The sequence below is a fragment of the Streptococcus oralis genome (genome assembly GCF_015561235.1).
GTDB classification, from domain to species: Bacteria; Bacillota; Bacilli; order Lactobacillales; family Streptococcaceae; genus Streptococcus; species Streptococcus oralis_BK.
In genome coordinates this window covers 104,363-126,976 of the sequence record NZ_JADMTC010000002.1, presented here as the reverse complement: position 1 = coordinate 126,976, position 22,614 = coordinate 104,363, and the positions used below count along the sequence as shown (strand labels likewise).

Annotated in this window: 17 protein-coding genes; 15 read left to right on the top strand and 2 right to left on the bottom strand. The window is 43.7% G+C overall.

Annotated features, from left to right (window positions below; translation table 11 throughout):
- Positions 1-45: 45 nt before the first annotated feature.
- From comA to purB, 15 genes are all read left to right on the top strand, one after another.
- Positions 46-2,199, top strand: coding sequence for a peptide cleavage/export ABC transporter ComA (comA, locus tag I2H52_RS08165; protein WP_045616615.1), 2,154 nt, complete (start codon positions 46-48; stop codon positions 2,197-2,199).
- A gap of 12 nt (positions 2,200-2,211) precedes the next feature.
- Positions 2,212-3,561, top strand: coding sequence for a competence pheromone export protein ComB (gene comB, locus I2H52_RS08160; RefSeq protein WP_045616617.1), 1,350 nt, complete (start codon positions 2,212-2,214; stop codon positions 3,559-3,561).
- A gap of 166 nt (positions 3,562-3,727) precedes the next feature.
- Entirely contained in the window at positions 3,728-4,435 is a 708-nt protein-coding gene (purC, locus tag I2H52_RS08155; RefSeq protein WP_045616620.1) for a phosphoribosylaminoimidazolesuccinocarboxamide synthase, read from the top strand.
- A gap of 202 nt (positions 4,436-4,637) precedes the next feature.
- A complete protein-coding gene (locus I2H52_RS08150; RefSeq protein WP_045616621.1) occupies positions 4,638-8,363 on the top strand; it encodes a phosphoribosylformylglycinamidine synthase in 3,726 nt (1,241 codons plus the stop codon).
- A gap of 12 nt (positions 8,364-8,375) precedes the next feature.
- Positions 8,376-9,818 (top strand): amidophosphoribosyltransferase, encoded by a 1,443-nt coding sequence (purF, locus tag I2H52_RS08145; protein WP_195594978.1) that lies wholly within the window; start codon positions 8,376-8,378, stop codon positions 9,816-9,818.
- A 42-nt stretch (positions 9,819-9,860) separates the two neighbouring features.
- Positions 9,861-10,883 carry a phosphoribosylformylglycinamidine cyclo-ligase gene (purM, locus tag I2H52_RS08140; RefSeq protein ID WP_045616624.1) on the top strand — a complete coding sequence of 341 codons (1,023 nt, stop codon included), beginning with the start codon at positions 9,861-9,863 and terminating at the stop codon, positions 10,881-10,883.
- Entirely contained in the window at positions 10,880-11,431 is a 552-nt protein-coding gene (gene purN, locus I2H52_RS08135; RefSeq protein WP_045616626.1) for a phosphoribosylglycinamide formyltransferase, read from the top strand. Before purM ends, purN begins: the two co-directional genes overlap by 4 nt.
- Before the next feature lie 54 nt (positions 11,432-11,485).
- Positions 11,486-12,193, top strand: a complete 708-nt coding sequence (locus tag I2H52_RS08130; RefSeq protein ID WP_045616629.1) for a suppressor of fused domain protein — start codon at positions 11,486-11,488, stop codon at positions 12,191-12,193.
- Between the two features lie 41 nt (positions 12,194-12,234).
- The gene (gene purH, locus I2H52_RS08125) at positions 12,235-13,782 is read left to right on the top strand and encodes a bifunctional phosphoribosylaminoimidazolecarboxamide formyltransferase/IMP cyclohydrolase (protein WP_045616631.1); all 1,548 of its coding nucleotides are present in this window, start codon (positions 12,235-12,237) and stop codon (positions 13,780-13,782) included.
- A gap of 120 nt (positions 13,783-13,902) precedes the next feature.
- Complete coding sequence (gene purD / locus I2H52_RS08120) at positions 13,903-15,162, top strand: phosphoribosylamine--glycine ligase (protein ID WP_195594976.1); 1,260 nt, start codon at positions 13,903-13,905, stop codon at positions 15,160-15,162.
- 58 nt (positions 15,163-15,220) lie between these two features.
- Positions 15,221-16,429, top strand: coding sequence for an ATP-grasp domain-containing protein (locus tag I2H52_RS08115; protein WP_045616634.1), 1,209 nt, complete (start codon positions 15,221-15,223; stop codon positions 16,427-16,429).
- A gap of 15 nt (positions 16,430-16,444) precedes the next feature.
- Positions 16,445-16,933: a 5-(carboxyamino)imidazole ribonucleotide mutase gene (purE, locus tag I2H52_RS08110; protein ID WP_045616636.1), complete on the top strand. Its 489-nt coding sequence runs from the start codon at positions 16,445-16,447 to the stop codon at positions 16,931-16,933.
- The gene (gene purK / locus I2H52_RS08105; RefSeq protein WP_045616637.1) at positions 16,920-18,005 is read left to right on the top strand and encodes a 5-(carboxyamino)imidazole ribonucleotide synthase; all 1,086 of its coding nucleotides are present in this window, start codon (positions 16,920-16,922) and stop codon (positions 18,003-18,005) included. Before purE ends, purK begins: the two co-directional genes overlap by 14 nt.
- 12 nt (positions 18,006-18,017) lie before the next feature.
- Positions 18,018-19,817 carry an RNA-directed DNA polymerase gene (locus tag I2H52_RS08100; protein WP_045616638.1) on the top strand — a complete coding sequence of 600 codons (1,800 nt, stop codon included), beginning with the start codon at positions 18,018-18,020 and terminating at the stop codon, positions 19,815-19,817.
- A gap of 23 nt (positions 19,818-19,840) precedes the next feature.
- Positions 19,841-21,136: an adenylosuccinate lyase gene (gene purB / locus I2H52_RS08095; RefSeq protein ID WP_195594974.1), complete on the top strand. Its 1,296-nt coding sequence runs from the start codon at positions 19,841-19,843 to the stop codon at positions 21,134-21,136.
- A 174-nt stretch (positions 21,137-21,310) separates the two neighbouring features.
- Here the strand turns inward: purB and I2H52_RS08090 are convergent, their stop codons facing one another.
- Both I2H52_RS08090 and I2H52_RS08085 read right to left on the bottom strand, forming a co-directional pair.
- A complete protein-coding gene (locus I2H52_RS08090) occupies positions 21,311-21,877 on the bottom strand; it encodes an NAD(P)H-dependent oxidoreductase (protein WP_045616641.1) in 567 nt (188 codons plus the stop codon).
- A complete protein-coding gene (locus I2H52_RS08085; protein ID WP_045616643.1) occupies positions 21,874-22,470 on the bottom strand; it encodes a TetR/AcrR family transcriptional regulator in 597 nt (198 codons plus the stop codon). Before I2H52_RS08085 ends, I2H52_RS08090 begins: the two co-directional genes overlap by 4 nt.
- Positions 22,471-22,614: the final 144 nt, after the last annotated feature.

Genomic DNA, 22,614 nt, shown 5'->3' with positions numbered 1-22,614 from the left:
ATCTTACAAAGTTTTTAAGAGATTATTAGAAAAAAGGAGATGGATATGAAATTTGGGAAAAGGCACTATCGTCCCCAAGTGGATCAGATGGATTGTGGCGTGGCTTCCTTGGCCATGGTCTTTGGCTACTATGGTAGTTATTACTCCTTGGCTCACTTGCGAGAGTTAGCTAAGACGACCATGGATGGGACAACTGCATTGGGTCTTGTAAAGGTAGCAGAGGAGATTGGTTTTGAGACGCGGGCTATCAAGGCAGATATGACGCTCTTTGATTTGCCAGATTTGACCTTCCCTTTTGTGGCCCATGTGCTCAAGGACGGGAAATTGCTCCACTATTATGTGGTAACAGGTCAGGACAAGAAGACAATCCATATCGCTGATCCAGATCCTGGTGTTAAGTTGACCAAGATTTCCCGTGAGCGATTTGCGCAAGAATGGACAGGAGTCAGTCTCTTTATGGCTCCGTCTCCAGACTATAAACCACATAAGGAGAAAAAACAGGGGCTCCTATCCTTCTTGCCAATCTTACTCAAACAGCGTGGCTTAATTACCAATATCGTCCTAGCGACATTCTTGGTGACCTTGATTAATATCGTGGGCTCCTACTATCTCCAGTCGATCATTGATAGTTACGTGCCAGACCAAATGCGCTCGACACTGGGTATTATCTCTATTGGGCTGGTCATCGTCTATATCCTCCAGCAGATTTTGTCTTATGCCCAGGAATATCTTCTACTAATCCTTGGGCAACGCTTGTCGATTGACGTGATTTTGTCCTACATCAAGCATGTTTTTCACCTGCCGATGTCCTTTTTCGCGACACGCAGGACAGGAGAAATCGTGTCTCGTTTTACAGATGCCAATAGTATCATCGATGCGCTGGCATCGACCATTCTGTCGATTTTCCTAGATGTGTCGACGATTTTGATTATCTCGCTGGTCTTGTTTTCACAAAATATAACGCTCTTTTTCATTAGTCTGCTTGCACTTCCCATTTATACAGCGATTATCTTTGCCTTTATGAAGCCTTTTGAAAAGATGAATCGGGACACTATGGAAGCCAATGCGGTTCTGTCTTCTTCTATCATCGAGGACATCAACGGCATTGAGACCATTAAATCTTTGACCAGTGAGAGTTCGCGCTATCAAAAGATTGATAAGGAATTTGTGGCTTATCTGAAAAAATCTTTTACCTATAGTCGGGCAGAAAGCCAGCAAAAGGCACTGAAAAAAGTTGCCCAGCTCCTGCTCAATGTTGCCGTTCTCTGGCTGGGAGCTATTCTTGTCATGGATGGGAAAATGAGTTTAGGCCAGCTGATCACTTATAACACCCTGCTCGTTTACTTTACCAATCCTTTGGAAAATATCATCAACCTACAAACCAAACTTCAGACAGCGCAAGTTGCTAACAATCGTCTCAATGAGGTTTATCTAGTAGCTTCGGAGTTTGAGGAGAAGAAAACGGTAGAAGATTTGAGCATGATGAAGGGAGAGATGACCTTCAAGCAGGTTCACTATAAGTATGGCTATGGTCGTGATGTCTTGTCGGATATCAATTTGACCATTCCGCAAGGGTCTAAGGTAGCTTTTGTGGGGATTTCAGGGTCAGGTAAGACGACCTTGGCCAAGATGATGGTTAATTTCTATGACCCTAGTCAGGGAGAGATTAGCCTGGGTGGTGTCAATCTCAATCAGATTGATAAAAAAGCCTTGCGTCAGTATATCAACTACCTACCTCAACAGCCCTATGTCTTTAATGGGACGATTTTGGAGAATCTGCTCCTTGGAGCCAAGGAAGGGACGACTCAGGAAGATATCTTACGAGCGGTTGAATTGGCTGAGATTCGAGAAGATATCGAGCGGATGCCGCTGAATTATCAGACAGAATTGACTTCGGATGGGGCAGGTATTTCTGGGGGGCAACGGCAGAGAATTGCTTTGGCGCGTGCTCTTTTAACGGATGCGCCTGTTCTGATATTGGACGAGGCGACCAGCAGTCTGGATATCTTGACAGAGAAGCGGATCGTGGATAATCTCATGGCTTTAGACAAGACCTTGATTTTCATTGCTCACCGTTTGACCATTGCTGAGCGGACAGAGAAGGTTGTTGTCTTGGATCAGGGCAAGATTGTCGAAGAAGGCAACCATGCAGACTTGCTTGCCCGAGGTGAATTTTACGCCCATTTGGTCAATAGCTAGAAAGAGGAGAAGATGAAACCAGAATTTTTAGAAAGCGCAGAGTTTTACCATCGTCGTTACCATAATTTTTCCAGTCGCGTGATTGTACCCATGTCGCTTTTGCTCGTGTTTCTGTTTGGATTTGCAGTCTTTGCAGAGAAGGAGATTAGTTTGTCTACTAGAGCTACTATCGAACCTAGTCGAATCATTTCCAACATCCAGTCGACTAGCAATCAACGTATTGTGGCCAATTATCTAGAAGAGAACAAACTTGTCAAGCAGGGTGATCTACTCGTTCAGTACCAGCAAGGGGCGGAAGCTGTCCAAGCGGAGGCCTATGCTAGTCAGTTGGACATGCTCAAGGATCAAAAAAAGCAGTTGGAGTATTTGCAGAAGAGCCTGCAAGAAGGGGAGAACCACTTTCCAGAGGAGGATAAGTTTGGATATCAGGAGATGTTTCGAGACTATCTCAGCCAAGCTAGTAGTCTTAGGAGCAATGTTTCGCAGCAAAATGCCAACATCTCTTCGCAGAATGCGGCAGCTAGTCAAACCCAAGCCGAAATCGGCAACCTCATTAGTCAAACAGAGGCTAAAATTCGCGATTACCAGACAGCTAAGTCGGCGATTGAAACAGGAGATCAACTGGATAGTCAAAATGTAGCCTACTCATTTTATCAGACCTATAAAAATCAAGGTGCAGAAGATCCACGAGCTAAATCGCAAGTTATTGCTCAGGTGGATGCACAAATCGCCCAGCTAGAGTCTGGTTTAGCTACTTATCGTGTGCAGTATGCGGGTTCTGGAGCTCAACAAGCCTACGCAAGTGGACTGGATAGTCAGCTTGAATCCCTCAAGTCTCAGCACCTAGTTAAAGTCGGTCAAGAATTAACCCTTTTGGATCAGAAAATTTTGGAGGCAGAGTCGGGTAAGAAAGTCCAAGGAGGTCTGCTGGACAAGGGGAAAATTATAGCAAGCGAGGACGGTGTGCTTCACCTTAATCCTGAAACCAGTGATTCTACCATGGTTGCAGAAGGCACCTTGCTCGCTCAACTCTACCCAGCCTTGGAACGAGAAGGTAAAACTAAACTCACAGCTTATCTCAGTTCAAAAGATGTTGCAAGGCTCAAGGTCGGTGATTCTGTTCGTTTCACTACAAGCAAAGATGCCAACAAAGAGCTCGTTCTTGTTTCTGCCATTACGAATATTGATGCGACAGCTACCAAGACTGAAAAGGGAAATTTCTTTAAAATAGAGGCGGAGACCAGTCTGACTCCTGAGCAGGCAGAACAACTTCGCTATGGGGTGGAAGGTCGCCTGCAGATGATTACAGGCAGGAAAAGTTATCTACGTTATTATTTGGATCAATTTTTGAACCAAGAGTAATGTTCGTGTTTTTAGAGTTAAATGATTTTAAAACTGTAAGAGAAGCTTATCTTGCAGTTTTTCTTTATGCTTAAAATAGGAAAACGTTATTTATTCGTAAAAATCTTGAATTTTTCATACTTTTGTGGTAGAATGTGCTCAAGTAAAACGAAAGGCGAACTTTAAAATGTCAAAACAACTAATCTATTCGGGAAAAGCTAAAGACATCTATACAACAGAGGATGAAAATCTCATTATTTCAACTTACAAGGACCAGGCGACTGCCTTCAACGGTATCAAGAAGGAGCAGATTGCGGGCAAGGGAGTCTTGAATAATCAGATTTCATCTTTTATTTTTGAGAAATTAAATGCGGCTGGTGTGGCGACTCACTTTGTGGAGAAAATTTCGGACACGGAACAACTCAATAAAAAGGTGGAGATTATTCCTTTGGAAGTTGTGCTCCGCAACTACACGGCTGGTTCCTTTTCAAAACGTTTTGGCGTAGAAGAAGGTATCGCATTTGAGACTCCAATTGTCGAATTTTACTATAAAAATGATGATTTGGATGATCCCTTTATCAATGACGAGCATGTGAAATTCCTTAAAATTGCGGATGACCAGCAGATTGCTTACTTGAAGGAAGAAACCCGTCGTATCAATGAGCTCTTGAAGGCTTGGTTTGCTGAGATTGGCCTCAAATTGATTGACTTTAAGCTAGAGTTTGGTTTTGACAAGGATGGCAAGATTATCTTGGCAGACGAGTTTTCACCAGATAACTGCCGTTTGTGGGATGCAGATGGCAACCACATGGACAAGGATGTTTTCCGTAGAGGTCTCGGAGAATTAACAGACGTTTACGAGATCGTCTGGGAGAAATTGCAGGGTTTGAAATAAGCTGTTAGAAACGGAAAACCTTCGTCTTTCAGATGTAAGGACTCAGGCTGTAAAGGTCCTCCGGACCTTTACGCTCCGTCGGGGGGCTAGGTAAATTAACCGGCGTCTACGAGATTGTCTGGGAAAAGTTGCAAGGTTTAAAATAACACCTTCAAGGTCATTTGGGAACATTGCAAGAGCTGAAATAAAGGAATAAGAATTGATGAATAAACGTATTTTTGTTGAAAAAAAGGCTGATTTTCAAGTCAAGTCAGAGAGTTTGGTGAGAGAGCTCCAGCACAACTTGGGACTTTCAACCTTGAAAAGTATTCGCATCGTGCAAGTTTATGATGTCTTTGATTTGGCAGAGGACTTGTTTGCACCTGCAGAGAAGCACATCTTCTCTGAGCAAGTGACAGATTATGTCTTAGACAAAGCGACTGTGCAGGCTGATCTTGCCAACTATGCTTTCTTTGCCATTGAAAGTCTGCCAGGACAGTTTGACCAACGTGCAGCTTCTTCACAGGAAGCCTTGTTGTTGCTTGGAAGTTCAAGTGATGTAACGGTCAATACAGCTCAACTTTACTTGGTCAATAAAGATATTGATGCGACTGAGTTGGAAGCGGTCAAGAACTACCTGCTCAATCCAGTTGATTCTCGTTTCAAGGACATCACGACAGGGATTGCCAAGCAGGAATTTTCTGAGTCAGACAAGACTATTCCTAAATTAAATTTCTTTGAAAGCTATACAGCAGAAGACTTTGCCCGCTACAAGGCAGAGCAAGGGATGGCTATGGAAGTGGACGATTTGCTCTTTATCCAAGACTATTTCAAGTCAATCGGGCGCGTGCCGACGGAAACAGAGCTTAAGGTTTTGGACACTTACTGGTCTGACCACTGCCGTCACACGACTTTTGAGACAGAGTTGAAGAACATTGATTTCTCAGCTTCTAAGTTCCAAAAGCAATTGCAGGTGACTTATGACAAGTATATTGCCATGCGTGATGAGTTGGGACGTTCGGAGAAACCACAAACCTTGATGGATATGGCGACTATTTTCGGTCGTTATGAGCGTGCTAATGGTCGTTTGGATGACATGGAAGTGTCTGATGAGATCAATGCCTGCTCGGTTGAAATCGAGGTGGATGTGAATGGTGTCAAAGAACCTTGGCTCCTCATGTTCAAGAACGAAACCCACAACCACCCAACGGAAATTGAACCATTTGGTGGGGCTGCTACTTGTATCGGTGGAGCCATTCGTGACCCGCTGTCAGGCCGTTCCTATGTTTACCAAGCTATGCGTATCTCAGGCGCTGGTGATATTACAACTCCGATTTCGGAAACTCGCGATGGTAAATTGCCACAACAAGTCATTTCGAAAACAGCAGCTCATGGCTATTCTTCATACGGGAATCAGATTGGGCTTGCGACGACCTATGTTCGTGAGTACTTCCACCCAGGCTTTGTAGCTAAACGCATGGAGTTGGGTGCCGTTGTTGGTGCGGCTCCAAAGGGCAATGTTGTCCGTGAAAAACCGGAAGCCGGTGATGTGATTATCTTGCTAGGTGGTAAGACTGGGCGTGATGGTGTCGGTGGTGCGACAGGATCTTCTAAGGTTCAAACAGTTGAGTCTGTAGAGACTGCTGGAGCTGAGGTTCAAAAAGGGAATGCCATCGAAGAACGCAAGATTCAACGTCTTTTCCGTAATGGAGATGTCACTCGTCTGATCAAGAAGTCCAATGACTTTGGAGCAGGTGGTGTCTGTGTGGCTATCGGTGAATTGGCAGATGGTCTTGAAATTGACCTTAACAAGGTTCCTCTTAAATACCAAGGTTTGAACGGTACGGAAATTGCTATTTCTGAATCACAAGAACGGATGGCAGTTGTGGTGCGTCCTGGAGACGTAGATGCCTTCGTTGCAGAATGTAATAAAGAAAATATTGACGCGGTTGTTGTGGCAACAGTGACTGAAAAACCAAATCTTGTCATGCACTGGAATGGTGAAACCATCGTCGACTTGGAACGCCGTTTCCTTGATACAAACGGTGTGCGCGTGGTTGTCGATGCCAAAGTGGTAGACAAGGATGTCAAGCTTCCAGAAGAACGTCAAACATCTGCCGAAAACCTTGAAGCTGATACTCTTGAAGTCTTGGATGATCTTAACCATGCGAGTCAAAAAGGCTTGCAGACCATCTTTGACTGCTCGGTCGGTCGTTCAACGGTCAATCACCCACTTGGTGGTCGCTACCAAATTACACCAACTGAAGCTTCTGTACAGAAATTGCCAGTCCAACATGGTGTGACAACAACTGCTTCTGTTATGGCGCAAGGGTTCAACCCTTATGTAGCAGAATGGTCTCCATACCACGGTGCTGCCTATGCAGTAATCGAAGCGACTGCTCGTTTGGTGGCTACTGGTGCCAACTGGTCTAAGGCTCGATTCTCTTACCAAGAGTATTTCGAGCGGATGGACAAACAAGCTGAGCGTTTTGGTCAGCCAGTAGCAGCTCTTCTAGGCTCTATCGAAGCACAAATCCAACTTGGTTTGCCATCTATCGGTGGTAAGGACTCCATGTCTGGTACTTTTGAAGAATTGACGGTACCGCCAACCTTGGTTGCCTTTGGGGTGACAACAGCAGATAGCCGTAAGGTGCTTTCTCCTGAGTTCAAGACTGCTGGTGAAAACATCTACTACATCCCAGGTCAAGCCCTCTCTGCAGAGATTGATTTTGACTTGATTAAGAAAAACTTTGCTCAGTTTGAAGCCATCCAAGCTGACCACAAAGTGCCATCTGCATCAGCTGTCAAATACGGAGGTGTTCTTGAAAGCTTGGCTCTTGCTACTTTTGGGAACCATATTGGTGCAGAGGTGACCTTGCCTGAACTTGAAACAGCCTTGACAGCTCAATTAGGCGGATTTGTCTTCACATCTCCTGAAGAGATTGCTGGAGTAGAGAAAATTGGACAAACAAAAGCAGACTTTACACTCCTTGTCAACGGTGTGAAGCTAGATGGACAGAAACTTGACAGTGTCTTCCAAGGCAAACTGGAAGAAGTTTACCCAACAGAATTTACCCAAGCAAAAGAATTGGCTGAAGTGCCAGCTGTCGCTTCTAACGCAAACATCAAAGCTAAAGAAACTATTGAAAAACCAGTGGTTTACATCCCAGTATTCCCAGGAACCAACTCAGAATATGACTCAGCCAAGGCCTTTGAAAAAGAAGGTGCAGAGGTCAACTTGGTGCCATTCGTGACACTCAATGAAGAAGCCATTGTCAAGTCAGTCGAAACCATGGTTGACAATATTGGCAAGGCTAACATCCTTTTCTTCGCAGGTGGTTTCTCAGCTGCAGATGAGCCAGATGGATCAGCTAAGTTTATTGTCAACATCCTTCTCAATGAAAAAGTACGTGTAGCTATTGATAGCTTTATCGCTCGTGGTGGTTTGATTATTGGTATCTGTAATGGATTCCAAGCCCTCGTTAAATCAGGTCTTCTTCCATACGGGAACTTTGAGGATGCTACTAGTACTAGCCCAACCCTTTTCTACAATGATGCCAACCAGCACATGGCCAAGATGGTGGAAACTCGTATTGCCAATACCAACTCGCCATGGTTGGCTGGGGTGCAAGTGGGCGATATCCACGCTATTCCTGTATCGCATGGAGAAGGGAAGTTTGTCGTGACGGCTGAAGAATTTGCGGAACTCCGTGATAATGGACAAATCTTTAGCCAATACGTGGACTTTGACGGAAAACCAAGCATGGATTCTAAGTACAATCCAAATGGTTCAGTCAACGCCATCGAAGGAATTACCAGCAAGAACGGCCAAATTATCGGTAAGATGGGCCACTCAGAACGTTATGAAGACGGTCTCTTCCAAAACATCCCAGGAAATAAAGACCAGCACTTGTTCGCGTCAGCTGTGCGTTATTTCACAGGGAAATAAAAGGTATAAAAAATGACATACGAAGTAAAATCTCTTAATGAAGAATGTGGTGTTTTCGGTATCTGGGGGCATCCAGATGCTGCTAAATTGACCTATTTTGGTCTCCACAGTCTTCAACACCGTGGTCAAGAGGGGGCGGGAATCCTCTCCAATGATCAGGGGCAATTGAAGCGTCATCGTGATATGGGGCTTTTATCAGAAGTGTTCAGAAATCCAGCTAATTTGGATAAACTGACTGGAGCGAGCGCGATTGGGCATGTTCGTTACGCGACTGCTGGCGAAGCTTCTGTGGATAACATCCAGCCCTTCCTCTTTCGCTTTCATGATATGCAGTTTGGACTTGCTCACAACGGAAACTTGACCAATGCCGAATCGCTCAAGCAAGAATTGGAACAAAGAGGAGCTATTTTCAGTTCAACTTCGGACTCAGAAATCTTGGCTCACCTCATTCGTCGGAGTCACAATCCCAACTTGATGGGCAAAATCAAAGAGGCGCTCAGCCTTGTCAAAGGTGGCTTTGCTTATATCCTGCTGTTTGAGGACAAGTTGATTGCTGTGCTTGATCCTAATGGCTTCCGTCCGCTTTCCATCGGAAAAATGGCCAACGGAGCGGTGGTGGTTTCGTCTGAAACCTGCGCCTTTGAGGTCATCGGTGCCGAGTGGATTCGTGATGTAAAACCAGGAGAAATTGTGATTGTGGATGACAATGGCATCCAGTACGATAGCTATACGAATGATACCCAGTTGGCGATTTGCTCTATGGAGTATATCTATTTTGCTCGCCCTGACTCTAATATCCATGGGGTCAATGTCCATACAGCTCGCAAACGTATGGGGGCCCAATTGGCGCGTGAATTTAAGCACGAAGCGGATATCGTGGTCGGTGTGCCAAATTCCTCGCTGAGCGCAGCTATGGGATTTGCAGAAGAATCTGGTCTGCCAAATGAAATGGGTCTCATCAAAAACCAATACACCCAACGCACCTTTATCCAACCGACTCAAGAATTGCGGGAGCAAGGGGTGCGGATGAAACTGTCTGCTGTTTCAGGCGTTGTCAAAGGCAAACGTGTGGTGATGATTGATGATTCTATTGTCCGCGGGACGACCTCTCGCCGTATCGTTCAGCTTTTGAAAGAAGCAGGTGCGTCTGAGGTTCACGTTGCCATTGGCAGTCCAGCGCTAGCTTATCCATGCTTCTACGGGATTGATATCCAGACGCGTCAGGAGTTGATTGCGGCTAATCATACGGTAGAAGAAACCTGCCAAATCATTGGTGCGGATAGCCTAACCTATCTTTCGATTGATGGCTTGATTGATTCTATCGGCATCGAAACAGATGCGCCGAACGGCGGTCTCTGTGTCGCTTATTTTGATGGAGACTACCCAACTCCTCTCTACGACTATGAAGAAGAATATCGTAGAAGCTTAGGGGATAAGACGAGTTTTTACAAATAGACAGATGAAATTCTCCATGAAAGAAAAGGAAGAGGAGACAAAATGACAAATAAGAATGCATACGCTCAATCAGGTGTGGATGTTGAAGCGGGTTATGAAGTAGTTGAACGAATCAAAAAACATGTGGCTCGTACGGAACGCGCAGGTGTTATGGGAGCTCTTGGTGGTTTCGGTGGTATGTTTGACCTTTCAAAAACAGGTGTCAAAGAGCCCGTCTTGATTTCAGGGACTGACGGAGTCGGAACCAAGCTCATGCTGGCTATCAAGTATGACAAGCACGATACGATTGGGCAGGACTGTGTGGCCATGTGTGTCAATGATATCATCGCTGCAGGAGCTGAGCCTCTTTACTTCCTTGACTACGTAGCGACAGGGAAGAATGAACCAGCCAAGCTAGAACAAGTCGTTGCTGGTGTGGCAGAAGGTTGTGTGCAGGCAGGCGCTGCCCTCATCGGTGGGGAAACGGCTGAAATGCCTGGTATGTACGGTGAAGATGATTATGACTTGGCTGGTTTTGCAGTTGGTGTGGCTGAAAAATCTCAAATTATTGATGGTTCAAAAGTGACGGAAGGAGATGTTCTTCTCGGGCTTGCTTCAAGTGGGATTCACTCAAATGGTTACTCACTTGTTCGTCGTGTCTTTGCCGACTATACAGGTGAGGAAGTCTTGCCAGAATTGGAAGGCAAGAAACTCAAGGAAGTCCTTCTTGAGCCGACTCGTATCTATGTCAAAGCTGTCTTGCCACTCATCAAGGAAGGGTTGGTCAACGGTATTGCCCACATCACAGGTGGTGGCTTTATCGAAAATGTCCCACGTATGTTTGCAGATGACTTGGCTGCTGAGATTGAGGAAAACAAGGTTCCAGTGCTTCCGATTTTCAAAGCTCTTGAAAAGTACGGTGAAATCAAGCATGAAGAAATGTTTGAAATCTTCAATATGGGTGTGGGACTCATGCTGGCAGTTAGCCCTGAAAATGTAGGCCGTGTCAAGGAATTGTTGGATGAACCAATCTATGAAATTGGTCGCATCGTCAAGAAAGAAAACGAAAGTGTCATCATCAAATGAAAAAAATAGCAGTTTTTGCCTCTGGTAATGGCTCAAATTTTCAGGTGATTGCCGAAGAATTTCCAGTGGAGTTTGTCTTTTCAGACCATCGTGATGCCTATGTGCTCGAGCGTGCAGACAAGCTCGACGTTCTGTCCTATGCTTTTGAACTCAAGGAGTTTGAGAGCAAGGAAGACTATGAAGCAGCCCTTGTTGAACTCTTGGAAGAGCACCAGATTGATTTGGTTTGCCTAGCAGGCTATATGAAAATCGTTGGGCCAACCTTATTGGCGGCTTATGAAGGTCGGATCATCAATATCCATCCAGCCTACCTGCCAGAATTTCCAGGAGCTCATGGGATTGAGGATGCTTGGGAAGCTGGTGTGGAGCAGTCGGGAGTGACCATTCACTGGGTGGATTCGGGTGTCGACACTGGGAAGATTATCCAGCAAGTACGTGTGACACGGCTGGCTGATGATACCATTGACAGTTTTGAAGCTCGGATTCATGAGGCAGAGTACAAGTTGTATCCAGAGGTGCTGGATAGCTTGGGAGTGGAGAGAAGATAAAAACGAAATCAGAGCTGATTTTATGACGGTCCAACATCAGATAAGGAGAATGTTATGGGTTTATTTGATTTTTTTAAGAAGAAATCTTCTGATGAAGAGAAGCCGACTGAAGATGACGACAAGATTGTTGTGAAATCCGAAGAAACAGATGATAGCGCTCCAGGATGGGAAGCCATTGATGCAGAGTTTAATCGTTTATATCCAGATCAGCCTAATCCACTTCATTATGGGACAGTTATCAAGTATATGTTGGGCGGTTCAGATCCGCTTGATGGCATTAGTGTTTATGATGCAGGAGATTTTTGGCATTTTGTCAGCTATGGCTTGTCAGAATTATATACCAAAGAAAGCGAAGACCCTGATTACAGTGGTTATGGGATTGAATTAACTTTTAAGTTAAAGAAATCAAATAATGACGAAGAAGAAATCAAAAATGGCTGTGGTTTACTACAGTATGTGGCAAGATATATTTTTCAAACAGGTAAAGTGGTTTTGCCAGAGGAATATATTTATACTAAACAGACAGTAGGGATTGATGCCCAGCAGAACTCTATTCTGACAGGATTTTTGACTGCTGCTGATGATTTAGCTAATCCTCTTGATACTCCGCATGGAAAAGTGGAATTTGTAACCCTGATTGGTGCGACAGATGCAGAACTGCGAAGTGTGTACGAAAGTGAAGCTAGTAAGCTTGAGGTCAGAAAACTGTTAAAAGAACTTGGAAATCAGCTTACAGACTATGATCGCCAGTCTTTGGTGTAAATGATGGGAAAGCACCTCTTGATACAAAGAAAGGAACAAAAATGACTAAACGCGCCTTAATCAGCGTCTCAGACAAAGCGGGCATTGTTGAATTTGCCCAAGAACTTAAAAAACTTGGTTGGGATATTATCTCGACAGGTGGGACAAAGATTGCCCTTGACAATGCTGGGGTAGAGACTATTGCCATCGACGATGTGACTGGTTTCCCAGAAATGATGGATGGTCGTGTGAAGACTCTTCATCCAAACATCCACGGTGGTCTCCTCGCTCGTCGTGATTTGGATAGTCACCTGGAAGCAGCCAAGGACAATCAGATTGAACTCATCGATCTTGTGGTGGTAAACCTCTACCCATTCAAGGAAACCATCCTTAAACCAGACGTGACTTACGCTGATGCAGTGGAAAATATTGATATCGGTGGGCCATCTATGCTTCGTTCCGCAGCGAAGAATCACGCCAGCGTGACAGTTGTAGTAGATCCTTCCGATTATGCTGTTGTTTTGGAGGAATTGGCAGCCAACGGAGAAACAAGTTACGAAACTCGCCAACGCTTAGCGGCCAAGGTTTTCCGTCACACAGCGGCTTACGATGCCTTGATTGCAGAATACTTCACAGCTCAGGTCGGCGAGAGCAAGCCTGAAAAGTTGACCTTGACTTATGACCTCAAACAACCCATGCGTTATGGGGAAAATCCTCAACAAGATGCAGATTTCTACCAAAAAGCCTTGCCGACTGACTACTCTATTGCTTCTGCTAAACAGCTTAATGGTAAAGAATTGTCCTTCAATAACATCCGTGATGCGGATGCAGCTATTCGTATCATCCGCGATTTCAAAGACCGTCCAACCGTTGTGGCTCTCAAACACATGAACCCATGTGGTATCGGTCAGGCAGATGACATCGAAACTGCTTGGGACTACGCTTATGAGTCTGACCCAGTGTCTATCTTTGGTGGGATCGTCGTTCTCAACCGTGAGGTGGATGCTGCGACAGCAGAGAAGATGCACGGCGTTTTCCTTGAAATCATCATCGCACCAAGCTATACGGATGAAGCGTTAGCCATTTTGACCAATAAAAAGAAAAACTTGCGGATTCTTGCCTTGCCATTTGATGCTCAAGATGCTAGTGAAGCGGAAGCAGAATACACAGGTGTTGTCGGTGGACTTCTCGTGCAAAACCAAGACGTAATCAAAGAAAGCCCAGCTGACTGGCGAGTGGTAACCAAACGCCAACCAACTGAGACAGAAGCAACTGCTCTTGAGTTTGCATGGAAAGCCATCAAGTATGTCAAATCAAACGGAATCATCGTGACTAATGACCACATGACACTCGGTGTTGGCCCAGGTCAAACCAACCGTGTAGCCTCTGTTCGTATTGCCATCGACCAAGCCAAAGACCGTCTTGACGGCGCTGTTCTGGCTTCAGATGCCTTCTTCCCATTTGCCGATAACGTGGAAGAAATTGCCAAAGCAGGAATCAAAGCCATCATCCAGCCAGGTGGCTCCGTTCGTGACCAAGAATCTATCGAAGCCGCTGACAAATACGGCTTGACTATGGTCTTCACAGGAGTGAGACATTTTAGACATTAAAAAACAAAAGGAAAGAAAACAGTTTCTTTCCTTTTTTGCGTAAAAATGCGGAACAAAACGAGATTAAAACGAACGTTTGTGGTATACTAATAGTAAATAATTCGCAAAAGAGGTTGAGAAATGAAACTGCTTGTTGTCGGTTCGGGTGGTCGTGAACATGCCATTGCTAAGAAGTTGCTTGAGTCAAAAGAGGTTGAAAAAGTCTTTGTAGCTCCTGGGAATGACGGGATGACTCTGGATGGTCTGGAATTGGTGGATATCTCTATTTCCGAACATTCTAAATTGATTGAGTTTGCAAAAGCCAACGATATTGCTTGGTCCTTTATCGGGCCCGATGATGCCCTTGCTGCTGGGATTGTGGATGAGTTCAATGCAGCTGGTCTCAAAGCCTTTGGTCCGACAAGATTAGCAGCGGAGTTGGAGTGGTCTAAGGATTTTGCCAAGGAAGTCATGGTCAAGTACGGCGTTCCGACGGCAGCCTATGGCACATTTTCCGACTTTGAGGAAGCCAAGGCTTACATTGAAAAGCAGGGGGCACCTATCGTCGTCAAGGCAGACGGTTTGGCCCTTGGTAAAGGTGTGGTCGTTGCTGAGACAGTCGAGCAAGCAGTAGAAGCCGCTCACGAGATGCTTTTGGACAATAAATTCGGTGACTCAGGTGCGCGTGTGGTCATCGAGGAGTTTCTTGAAGGTGAGGAATTTTCTCTCTTTGCCTTTGTCAATGGCGACAAGTTCTACATCATGCTAACGGCTCAGGATCACAAACGTGCTTATGATGGTGACAAGGGTCCTAACACTGGTGGGATGGGGGCTTATGCGCCAGTTCCTCACTTGCCACAGAGCGTGGTTGACACGGCAGTTGACACCATTGTCAAGCCAGTCCTAGAGGGCATGATTCAGGAAGGTCGTCCTTATTTGGGAATTCTTTACGCAGGGCTTATCTTGACAGCTGATGGACCTAAGGTTATCGAGTTTAACGCTCGCTTCGGAGATCCTGAAACTCAGATTATCCTACCTCGTTTGACATCTGACTTTGCACAAAATATCACGGATATCCTCGATGGTAAGGAGCCGAACATCACTTGGACAGATAAGGGTGTGACTCTGGGTGTGGTTGTCGCATCTAATGGCTACCCGCTAGACTATGAAAAAGGTGTCAAGTTACCAGCTAAGACAGAAGGCGACATCATCACTTACTATGCTGGAGCTAAGTTTTCGGAAAATAGCAGAGCACTGCTATCAAACGGCGGACGTGTCTATATGCTGGTCACCACAGCAGATACCGTCAAAGAAGCCCAAAGTACCATCTACCAAGAACTCGCCCAACAAAACACAGAAGGCCTCTTTTACCGAACAGATATCGGAAGCAAGGCACTATAAAGCGAGTCTTGTCCACTGTCTGATTAGCAGCCATTAGTGTAAAAAGAGGTGAATAAAAGTGAAAGATAGATTGCTATTTTTAGAAGGATCCAGTCTAACCTCAAGAGAAACTCTCACAGTATTACTGACAGAGAAATATAAAGTAGATGTTCTGTCTCCTGATAGATTTTCTATTGCGGCATTCAGTCGCTTGACGCACATGCTTACAACTGTTGATGTGAATACTTCCCCTTTGACCTATCTAAAGCAGGTTGGTGAGTTACTACAAAAGAAAAACTATGTGGCTATTTTGCCAACCCATGAGGAGGGGTGGCTCTTAGCAAATGGAAAAAATTTCTTATCTTCTGACTTACCGATTGCTCTTTCTGAAGCAGAAGTTTTTAAGGAGGTAGCAGGAAAAATCGCTTTTGCTGAACTTGCGGATAAGTTAGACTTACCAGTTCCTGAGTGGGAGTATGTGACAGACTTAGAATCCATCCACTTGCCCTATCCGTACTGGCTCAAGGCTGATTATGGGACAGCTGGTCGCTCAGTTTATAAAATTACAAGCGAAACTGATTTGAAAAGCCTCGTAAAGGTCTTGTCAATTGACAATGAGAGATGGATGGCCCAGCAAGATATAGCAGGACAATATGGTCAAGTTCAAGCAGTGTTTAGCCATGGAAAACTACTTGCCGTGCATTCTAGTATAAAGATTGGATCCGGGGCTGGTGGTTCGGCTGCTGCCAGATTAAGCATAGAATCTGTGGCAACAAGAGAACACATTGAAAAGATAGGGCAGCATTTAAAGTGGCATGGTGGTCTAACATTGGATTTCATATCCCATAATCATCAGCCCTATTATATCGAATGTAATCCCAGAATGGTCGAGCCAGCTAATGCTTATAAGGCGGGGGTGAATTTTCCTAAAATATTGATAGACTTAGCTCAGGGTAAAGAGTCTAAATCAGGTATTTCCCTAGGAAAGCCAGGCGTAAAAACGCACAGTTTGTTAGCTTTAGTCATTGGGACTGCTGAAAGAACTCAGAGCAGAAGAAAAATATGGCAAACGATCAGAGAGTGGCTTTTTAAAAGCGACAGTGCTGAGGTATTGACCCCGATTAGGAAAGACCTTCCAAGTGTTATCCCCTTGGTCGTGATTGCGATTCGACTCTTGCTAAATCCCAAGAGTGTGAAAAAACTTGTTGCGCATACCGTTGACCATTATAGTGTGGATTCCACCACGATAAAAGCAGTTGAACAGCAAGCATCAATTAAAACTAACTAGTTAAAGGAGAAATAAATGCAACCAATCATTTCCATCATCATGGGCTCAAAATCCGACTGGACAACCATGCAAAAAACCGCCGAAGTTTTCGATCGCTTCGGTGTAGCCTACGAAAAGAAAGTTGTATCTGCCCACCGCACGCCAGACCTTATGTTCAGACATGCGGAGGAAGCACGTAGCCGTGGTATCAAGGTCATCATCGCGGGTGCTGGAGGCGCAGCCCATTTACCAGGTATGGTAGCTGCTAAAACAACCCTTCCTGTCATTGGTGTACCAGTCAAATCACGTGCGCTTAGTGGCGTGGACTCGCTCTACTCTATCGTTCAGATGCCGGGCGGTGTGCCTGTTGCGACAATGGCTATTGGTGAAGCAGGGGCGACAAATGCGGCTCTCTTTGCCCTTCGCCTCCTCTCAGTAGACGATCAGGCTATCGCGACAGCTTTGGCAGATTTTGCAGAAGAACAAGAAAAAAACGCAGAGGAGTCGACAAATGAGCTCATCTAAAACACTCGGAATTATCGGTGGCGGCCAGCTGGGTCAAATGATGGCTATTTCTGCTATCTACATGGGCCACAAGGTTATCGCGCTGGATCCTGCGGCGGATTGCCCGGCCTCTCGCGTGGCGGAAATTATCGTGGCACCTTATAACGATGTGGATGCCCTCCGTCAGTTGGCGGAGCGTTGCGATGTTCTCACCTATGAGTTTGAAAATGTCGATGCTGACGGTTTGGATGCTGTCATCAAGGAGGGGCAACTCCCTCAAGGGACCGATCTGCTCCGTATTTCCCAAAATCGCATTTTTGAAAAGGACTTTTTGTCAAACAAGGCTCAAGTCACTGTGGCACCATACAAGGTCGTGACTTCTAGCCAAGACTTGGCTGATATGGACCTGTCCAAAAACTATGTCCTCAAGACTGCGACAGGTGGCTACGATGGGCATGGGCAAAAGGTCATTCGCTCAGAAGCAGACTTGGAAGAAGCCTATGAACTAGCAGATTCAGCAGACTGTGTTTTGGAAGAATTTGTCAACTTTGACCTTGAAATTTCTGTCATTGTATCAGGAAATGGCAAGGACGTGACGGTTTTCCCAGTTCAGGAAAATATCCACCGCAACAACATTCTTTCAAAAACCATTGTCCCAGCTCGCATTTCAGCAAGCCTAGCTGAAAAAGCCAAAGCTATGGCAGTGCGAATTGCAAAACAACTGAACCTGTCTGGAACCCTTTGCGTGGAAATGTTTGCGACAGCTGATGACATCATCGTCAACGAAATTGCGCCACGTCCGCACAACTCAGGCCACTACTCTATTGAAGCCTGCGACTTCTCCCAGTTTGATACCCATATCTTGGGCGTTCTCGGAGCACCATTACCAGCCATCAAGCTACATGCACCAGCTATTATGCTCAATGTTCTCGGCCAGCATGTCGAAGCCGCTGAAAAATATGTCACAGAAAATCCAAGCGCCCACCTCCACATGTATGGTAAAATAGAAGCGAAGCACAACCGCAAGATGGGACATGTGACTTTGTTTAGTAGTGAACCAGATGAGGTTGAGGAGTTTGAGAGAGTTAAATAAAGGTGTATTTTAATGGATAGAGCTAGGCTTAACAAAGATGTTGAAGTGTTATTTGAACAGTTTGCTTCTACTAAATTACCACCTATTTTAAATTATTTTAAATATGCTAGAAAATTTTTGTATAAAATGTACAAGAATAAAATTGATATATTTGAAATACAAAATGATTTAGTAACAATAAAGTTTAATAGAATAAGAAAACCAAATTATATATTTCATAAAGGTTCTGAGCCAATTAAATACTTTGCTTTTAAAAATGATATGAGCAAAAGAGGTATGGCTATTCCAAATCCACTTTTATATTTTTCTTTTGTGTACAATATGATATCAATTGATAGGATTTGGTTAGAAAATTTTTACTCTGACAATCAGAATGAAGCTGTTTTATTTCATTCTAATTCACCAATACTTGGGAGAGAGCACATACTATCCTTTGAATATGATGAACAAGGATTTGGAAGAGATATAGAAAAACTAGCAGGTTTTACAAATGAAAAAGATCCAAATAAAAATAAATCATATAAAATCAATGAAGAAAAGACAATTAGTTTGGAGGGAAGTAATCCTATTTTTTTAAAGACGGATATCGAAAATTATTTTGACAATATCTATACTCATTATTTAGATTTATCTAAAAGAGAACCGTATGTAGATTACTGTAATGCAGAACCTAGATTACAATATTTTTTTACATTTCTAGATTCTTACAATATGTCTCAAAACGAGAACCACACGAAGGGGATTCTACAAGGTCCAATATCTTCTACAATCAGTTCAGAATTTCTGGGAATATCAATTGATAGTATGTTATCAAAAAAGCATACAGATTTTGTGAGGTATGTTGATGACTTTACATTTTTTGGTAAAGACAGGTCAAAAGTGGAAGAAGTTTTAGAAGATTTTGATAAGATACTTAGGATTTTTAGTTTGCGAAGAAAACAAGAAAAAACCAAGGTTGAGAAAGGTTTTCCATCTAGCAGTGGCTCTAACTTGAATGAATTGTTTTTAAATGTAACATTTTTAAAAGGAAAAGCTGATTTAAAGCGCGAAGATATAATAAAATTGCGAGAATATCTAAGTAAATTATCAAATGAAGGAAACATTCCACAAATCAGGACTTCATTAACGATGTGTAAAAAATATATAGATAAAGTTTATAAAAATTGTAAGATTAATCAAAAACAATCTATATTTATAATACCTATGTTGTTAAAAGTAGCTTATACTGCTCCAGTTGTAACCTCTCATGTATATCGATTAATTGATATAATTTTAGCTAAGTCGGAGAACAGGGAGACAGAAGCAATAGTAGATATTCTAATAGACAATATAGATTATGTTGATAAATATTTTTCGGAGACAGATTTGCAAATATGGCATTATTATATAATCGCTAGATATGCAAAAAGCATCATCAGAAGTCGTGTTTTAGAAAGAGTTATAGATAATGTGAGGCAACAAACTTCTACTATTGATTCTTTAATACTATCATTTTTTATAAAAAATAATTTTTCCGAAAATAAAAAAGTGTATGATTTGATGAAAAAAATATATGCAGAAGAAAATGGTACAGATTTTAGTCATAGATTTTGTATGACAGGAATAGGGTGTTCTCGATGGTGGATACTTTTTATAGAGTTAATTAAATATTTTAGAAATCCGTCTATATATCAAAAATTTATGCGTGATTCAAATAGAAGACAAGAATTTTTAAATTATAGAAATGATATTACAGACTACATTGGGACAAGGTCTAGTCCTAAGTATGGAGAACTTGGAATAGTTTTTGATTTAGCTAATGATATTAGATGATTCGTTTATAAGGAGAAACAACTATGATCAACCGTTACTCTCGCCCTGAGATGGCGAATATTTGGAGTGAAGAAAATAAATACCGTGCTTGGCTTGAGGTGGAAATCTTGGCTGATGAGGCATGGGCTGAGTTGGGGGAAATCCCTAAGGAAGATGTGGCTTTGATTCGCGAGAAAGCGGACTTTGACATCGACCGTATTTTGGAGATTGAGCAAGAGACTCGCCATGATGTGGTGGCTTTCACACGTGCGGTTTCTGAGACTCTTGGCGAAGAGCGCAAGTGGGTGCACTATGGTTTGACTTCTACCGACGTAGTAGATACTGCCTACGGTTACCTTTACAAGCAGGCAAACGACATCATTCGTCGTGACCTTGAAAACTTCACCAACATCATCGCTGATAAGGCCAAAGAGCACAAGTTCACCATCATGATGGGTCGTACCCACGGTGTGCATGCTGAGCCGACAACCTTTGGTCTTAAATTGGCGACTTGGTACAGCGAAATGAAGCGTAATATCGAGCGTTTCGAGCATGCGGCTGCTGGTGTAGAAGCTGGTAAAATTTCTGGTGCGGTTGGGAACTTTGCCAACATCCCACCTTTTGTTGAAAAATACGTCTGCGACAAGCTTGGTATCCGTGCTCAAGAAATCTCTACACAGGTCCTTCCTCGTGACCTTCACGCTGAGTACTTTGCAGTTCTTGCCAGCATTGCGACTTCCATCGAACGTATGGCAACGGAAATCCGTGGTCTGCAAAAGTCTGAGCAACGCGAAGTGGAAGAGTTCTTTGCCAAGGGGCAAAAAGGTTCATCTGCTATGCCTCACAAACGCAACCCTATCGGTTCTGAAAACATGACAGGTCTTGCGCGTGTTATCCGTGGTCACATGGTGACAGCTTATGAAAACGTCGCCCTCTGGCATGAACGCGATATTTCCCACTCATCAGCTGAGCGCATCATCACACCAGATACGACTATTTTGATCGACTACATGCTCAACCGTTTTGGAAATATCGTCAAGAACTTGACAGTCTTCCCAGAAAACATGATCCGCAACATGAACTCAACCTTTGGTCTTATTTTCAGCCAGCGGGCTATGTTGACCTTGATTGAAAAAGGCATGACCCGTGAACAAGCTTACGACCTTGTTCAACCAAAAACAGCCTACTCTTGGGACAACCAAGTAGACTTCAAGCCACTGCTCGAAGCGGATCCAGAAGTCACTTCTCGTTTGACTCAGGAAGAGATTGATGAAATCTTCAACCCTCTTTACTACACCAAGTGCGTAGATGAAATTTTCAAGCGCGTGGGGTTGGATTAAATATAAAAAAAGAGCCTGGGCAAAAAGTCCAGGCTTTTGAAAATAAATTAGAAAAAATAGATGACGCAGTGGTTGATTGGCATCTTCCTTCGCTTTTTAAGCTCCAAGCGGGGGTGGGAAGACGAACTTTTTTTAACTTGTTTGGAGTTCTTGCCCGCTCCCGTTTTCTTTATCTTAAATTTGACTGGCCAGTTGTCCGACTTTCTTGAGCATTTCTTGGCGTTCTTGGTCTGTTTTGCGTTCTACACTGTTGAGGACGGTCAGTTTGACTGGAGTAATTCCACACGGTTTCAGGACTTGATTTTTCAGTACCTTGCCGTAGTCTTGGACAAAAGGCAAGGCAAAAGCAGGTGTGTTGTGGCTGGTGATAATCCAGCCGGACTTGCCTTGCAAGTGGCCTTGGAGACCAACTTTTTTATAAGAGTAAGCAAAGTCAGCAGCAAAGACGCGGTCGATAAAGCCTTTGAGAATGGCCGGCATACCACTCCACCAGATAGGGAAAATGAAAATCAGCTGGTCTGCCCAAGTAATCAAATCCCTGTATTTTGCCATTTCAGGGTCTTTGTGCAGGTCACGGCGTCTATGTTCTTGGTCAAAGCGCAAAATCGGATTAAAATTTTCAGCATACAAGTCCAAAGTTTTCACCTCGTGCTTTTTAGAAAGATTGCTTTGAACTTCTTTGAGAATAGCAGCATTGAAGCCAGTTGGGCTGGGGTGGGTGTAAATAATCAAGGTTTTCATGATTGTTCTCCTTTGATATAAATGTCAAGCATATGCTCAATCGTGCTTTGGATGGCTTGAGGATCAAGGTCTTGTCCGATAGGACTGTTGGCCAGAACGGCTAGGCCTGTGATAAAGCTCCAAAAGTGAAAAAGGCTTTCTGCTTCGCTATTGCTAAAATTTTCCTCCTTACGAAGCTTTAAAACGAGCTCCTTAAATTTATCAAATCCAGGCAAGTCAGACTCCAAGAGAATAGTGTCCTGCGTCACCTTCATATATTTAAAAGGAAATTTGATAAAGAGAGCTTCAAAAAAATGAGGGTAGGTCTTGGCAAAAATAATGAAATTAAGTCCAAGCTGGGTCAGCTGATCGCGCGCAGAACCAGTCGCATCAATATTTTCATTGATTTCCTGATTGAGAAAGAGCGAAAGCTGAGTCAAAACGACTTTGAGATAGCTTTCCTTGCTCTCAAAATGGCGGTAAGGGCTGCCGTGAGTCACACCGCAGATCTTGGCAACAGTCCTGAGTGAAAGCTGTTCAATTCCATGTTTTCCGATTTCGTCAATCCCTGTTTGGATCAGCTGTTCTTTCAGTTGGGCAGTATTGCGTTTCATGTATCTCCTCCAAAAGTATACACTGTCTACTTATCTATCTTTAGTATACACTGTCTACTTTTTCTTGTCAACTAATTTGATGCTTCCTTCTAGTCTAAGATGCGGCAGAATTTGCTTTTAGTAAGATAGGATGTTAAAACAACG

Excerpts from the sequence above, each read along its gene's own strand:
- purE (WP_045616636.1), top strand. The coding sequence starts at position 16,445 with ATGCAACCAATCATTTCCATCATCATGGGCTCAAAATCCGACTGGACA.
- purD (WP_195594976.1), top strand. The coding sequence starts at position 13,903 with ATGAAACTGCTTGTTGTCGGTTCGGGTGGTCGTGAACATGCCATTGCT.
- purC (WP_045616620.1), top strand. The coding sequence starts at position 3,728 with ATGTCAAAACAACTAATCTATTCGGGAAAAGCTAAAGACATCTATACA.
- purK (WP_045616637.1), top strand. The coding sequence starts at position 16,920 with ATGAGCTCATCTAAAACACTCGGAATTATCGGTGGCGGCCAGCTGGGT.
- comA (WP_045616615.1), top strand. The coding sequence starts at position 46 with ATGAAATTTGGGAAAAGGCACTATCGTCCCCAAGTGGATCAGATGGAT.
- I2H52_RS08085 (WP_045616643.1), bottom strand. The coding sequence starts at position 22,470 with ATGAAACGCAATACTGCCCAACTGAAAGAACAGCTGATCCAAACAGGG.
- I2H52_RS08100 (WP_045616638.1), top strand. The coding sequence starts at position 18,018 with ATGGATAGAGCTAGGCTTAACAAAGATGTTGAAGTGTTATTTGAACAG.
- purB (WP_195594974.1), top strand. The coding sequence starts at position 19,841 with ATGATCAACCGTTACTCTCGCCCTGAGATGGCGAATATTTGGAGTGAA.
- purF (WP_195594978.1), top strand. The coding sequence starts at position 8,376 with ATGACATACGAAGTAAAATCTCTTAATGAAGAATGTGGTGTTTTCGGT.
- purN (WP_045616626.1), top strand. The coding sequence starts at position 10,880 with ATGAAAAAAATAGCAGTTTTTGCCTCTGGTAATGGCTCAAATTTTCAG.
- I2H52_RS08090 (WP_045616641.1), bottom strand. The coding sequence starts at position 21,877 with ATGAAAACCTTGATTATTTACACCCACCCCAGCCCAACTGGCTTCAAT.
- I2H52_RS08130 (WP_045616629.1), top strand. The coding sequence starts at position 11,486 with ATGGGTTTATTTGATTTTTTTAAGAAGAAATCTTCTGATGAAGAGAAG.
- purH (WP_045616631.1), top strand. The coding sequence starts at position 12,235 with ATGACTAAACGCGCCTTAATCAGCGTCTCAGACAAAGCGGGCATTGTT.
- I2H52_RS08150 (WP_045616621.1), top strand. The coding sequence starts at position 4,638 with ATGAATAAACGTATTTTTGTTGAAAAAAAGGCTGATTTTCAAGTCAAG.
- comB (WP_045616617.1), top strand. The coding sequence starts at position 2,212 with ATGAAACCAGAATTTTTAGAAAGCGCAGAGTTTTACCATCGTCGTTAC.
- purM (WP_045616624.1), top strand. The coding sequence starts at position 9,861 with ATGACAAATAAGAATGCATACGCTCAATCAGGTGTGGATGTTGAAGCG.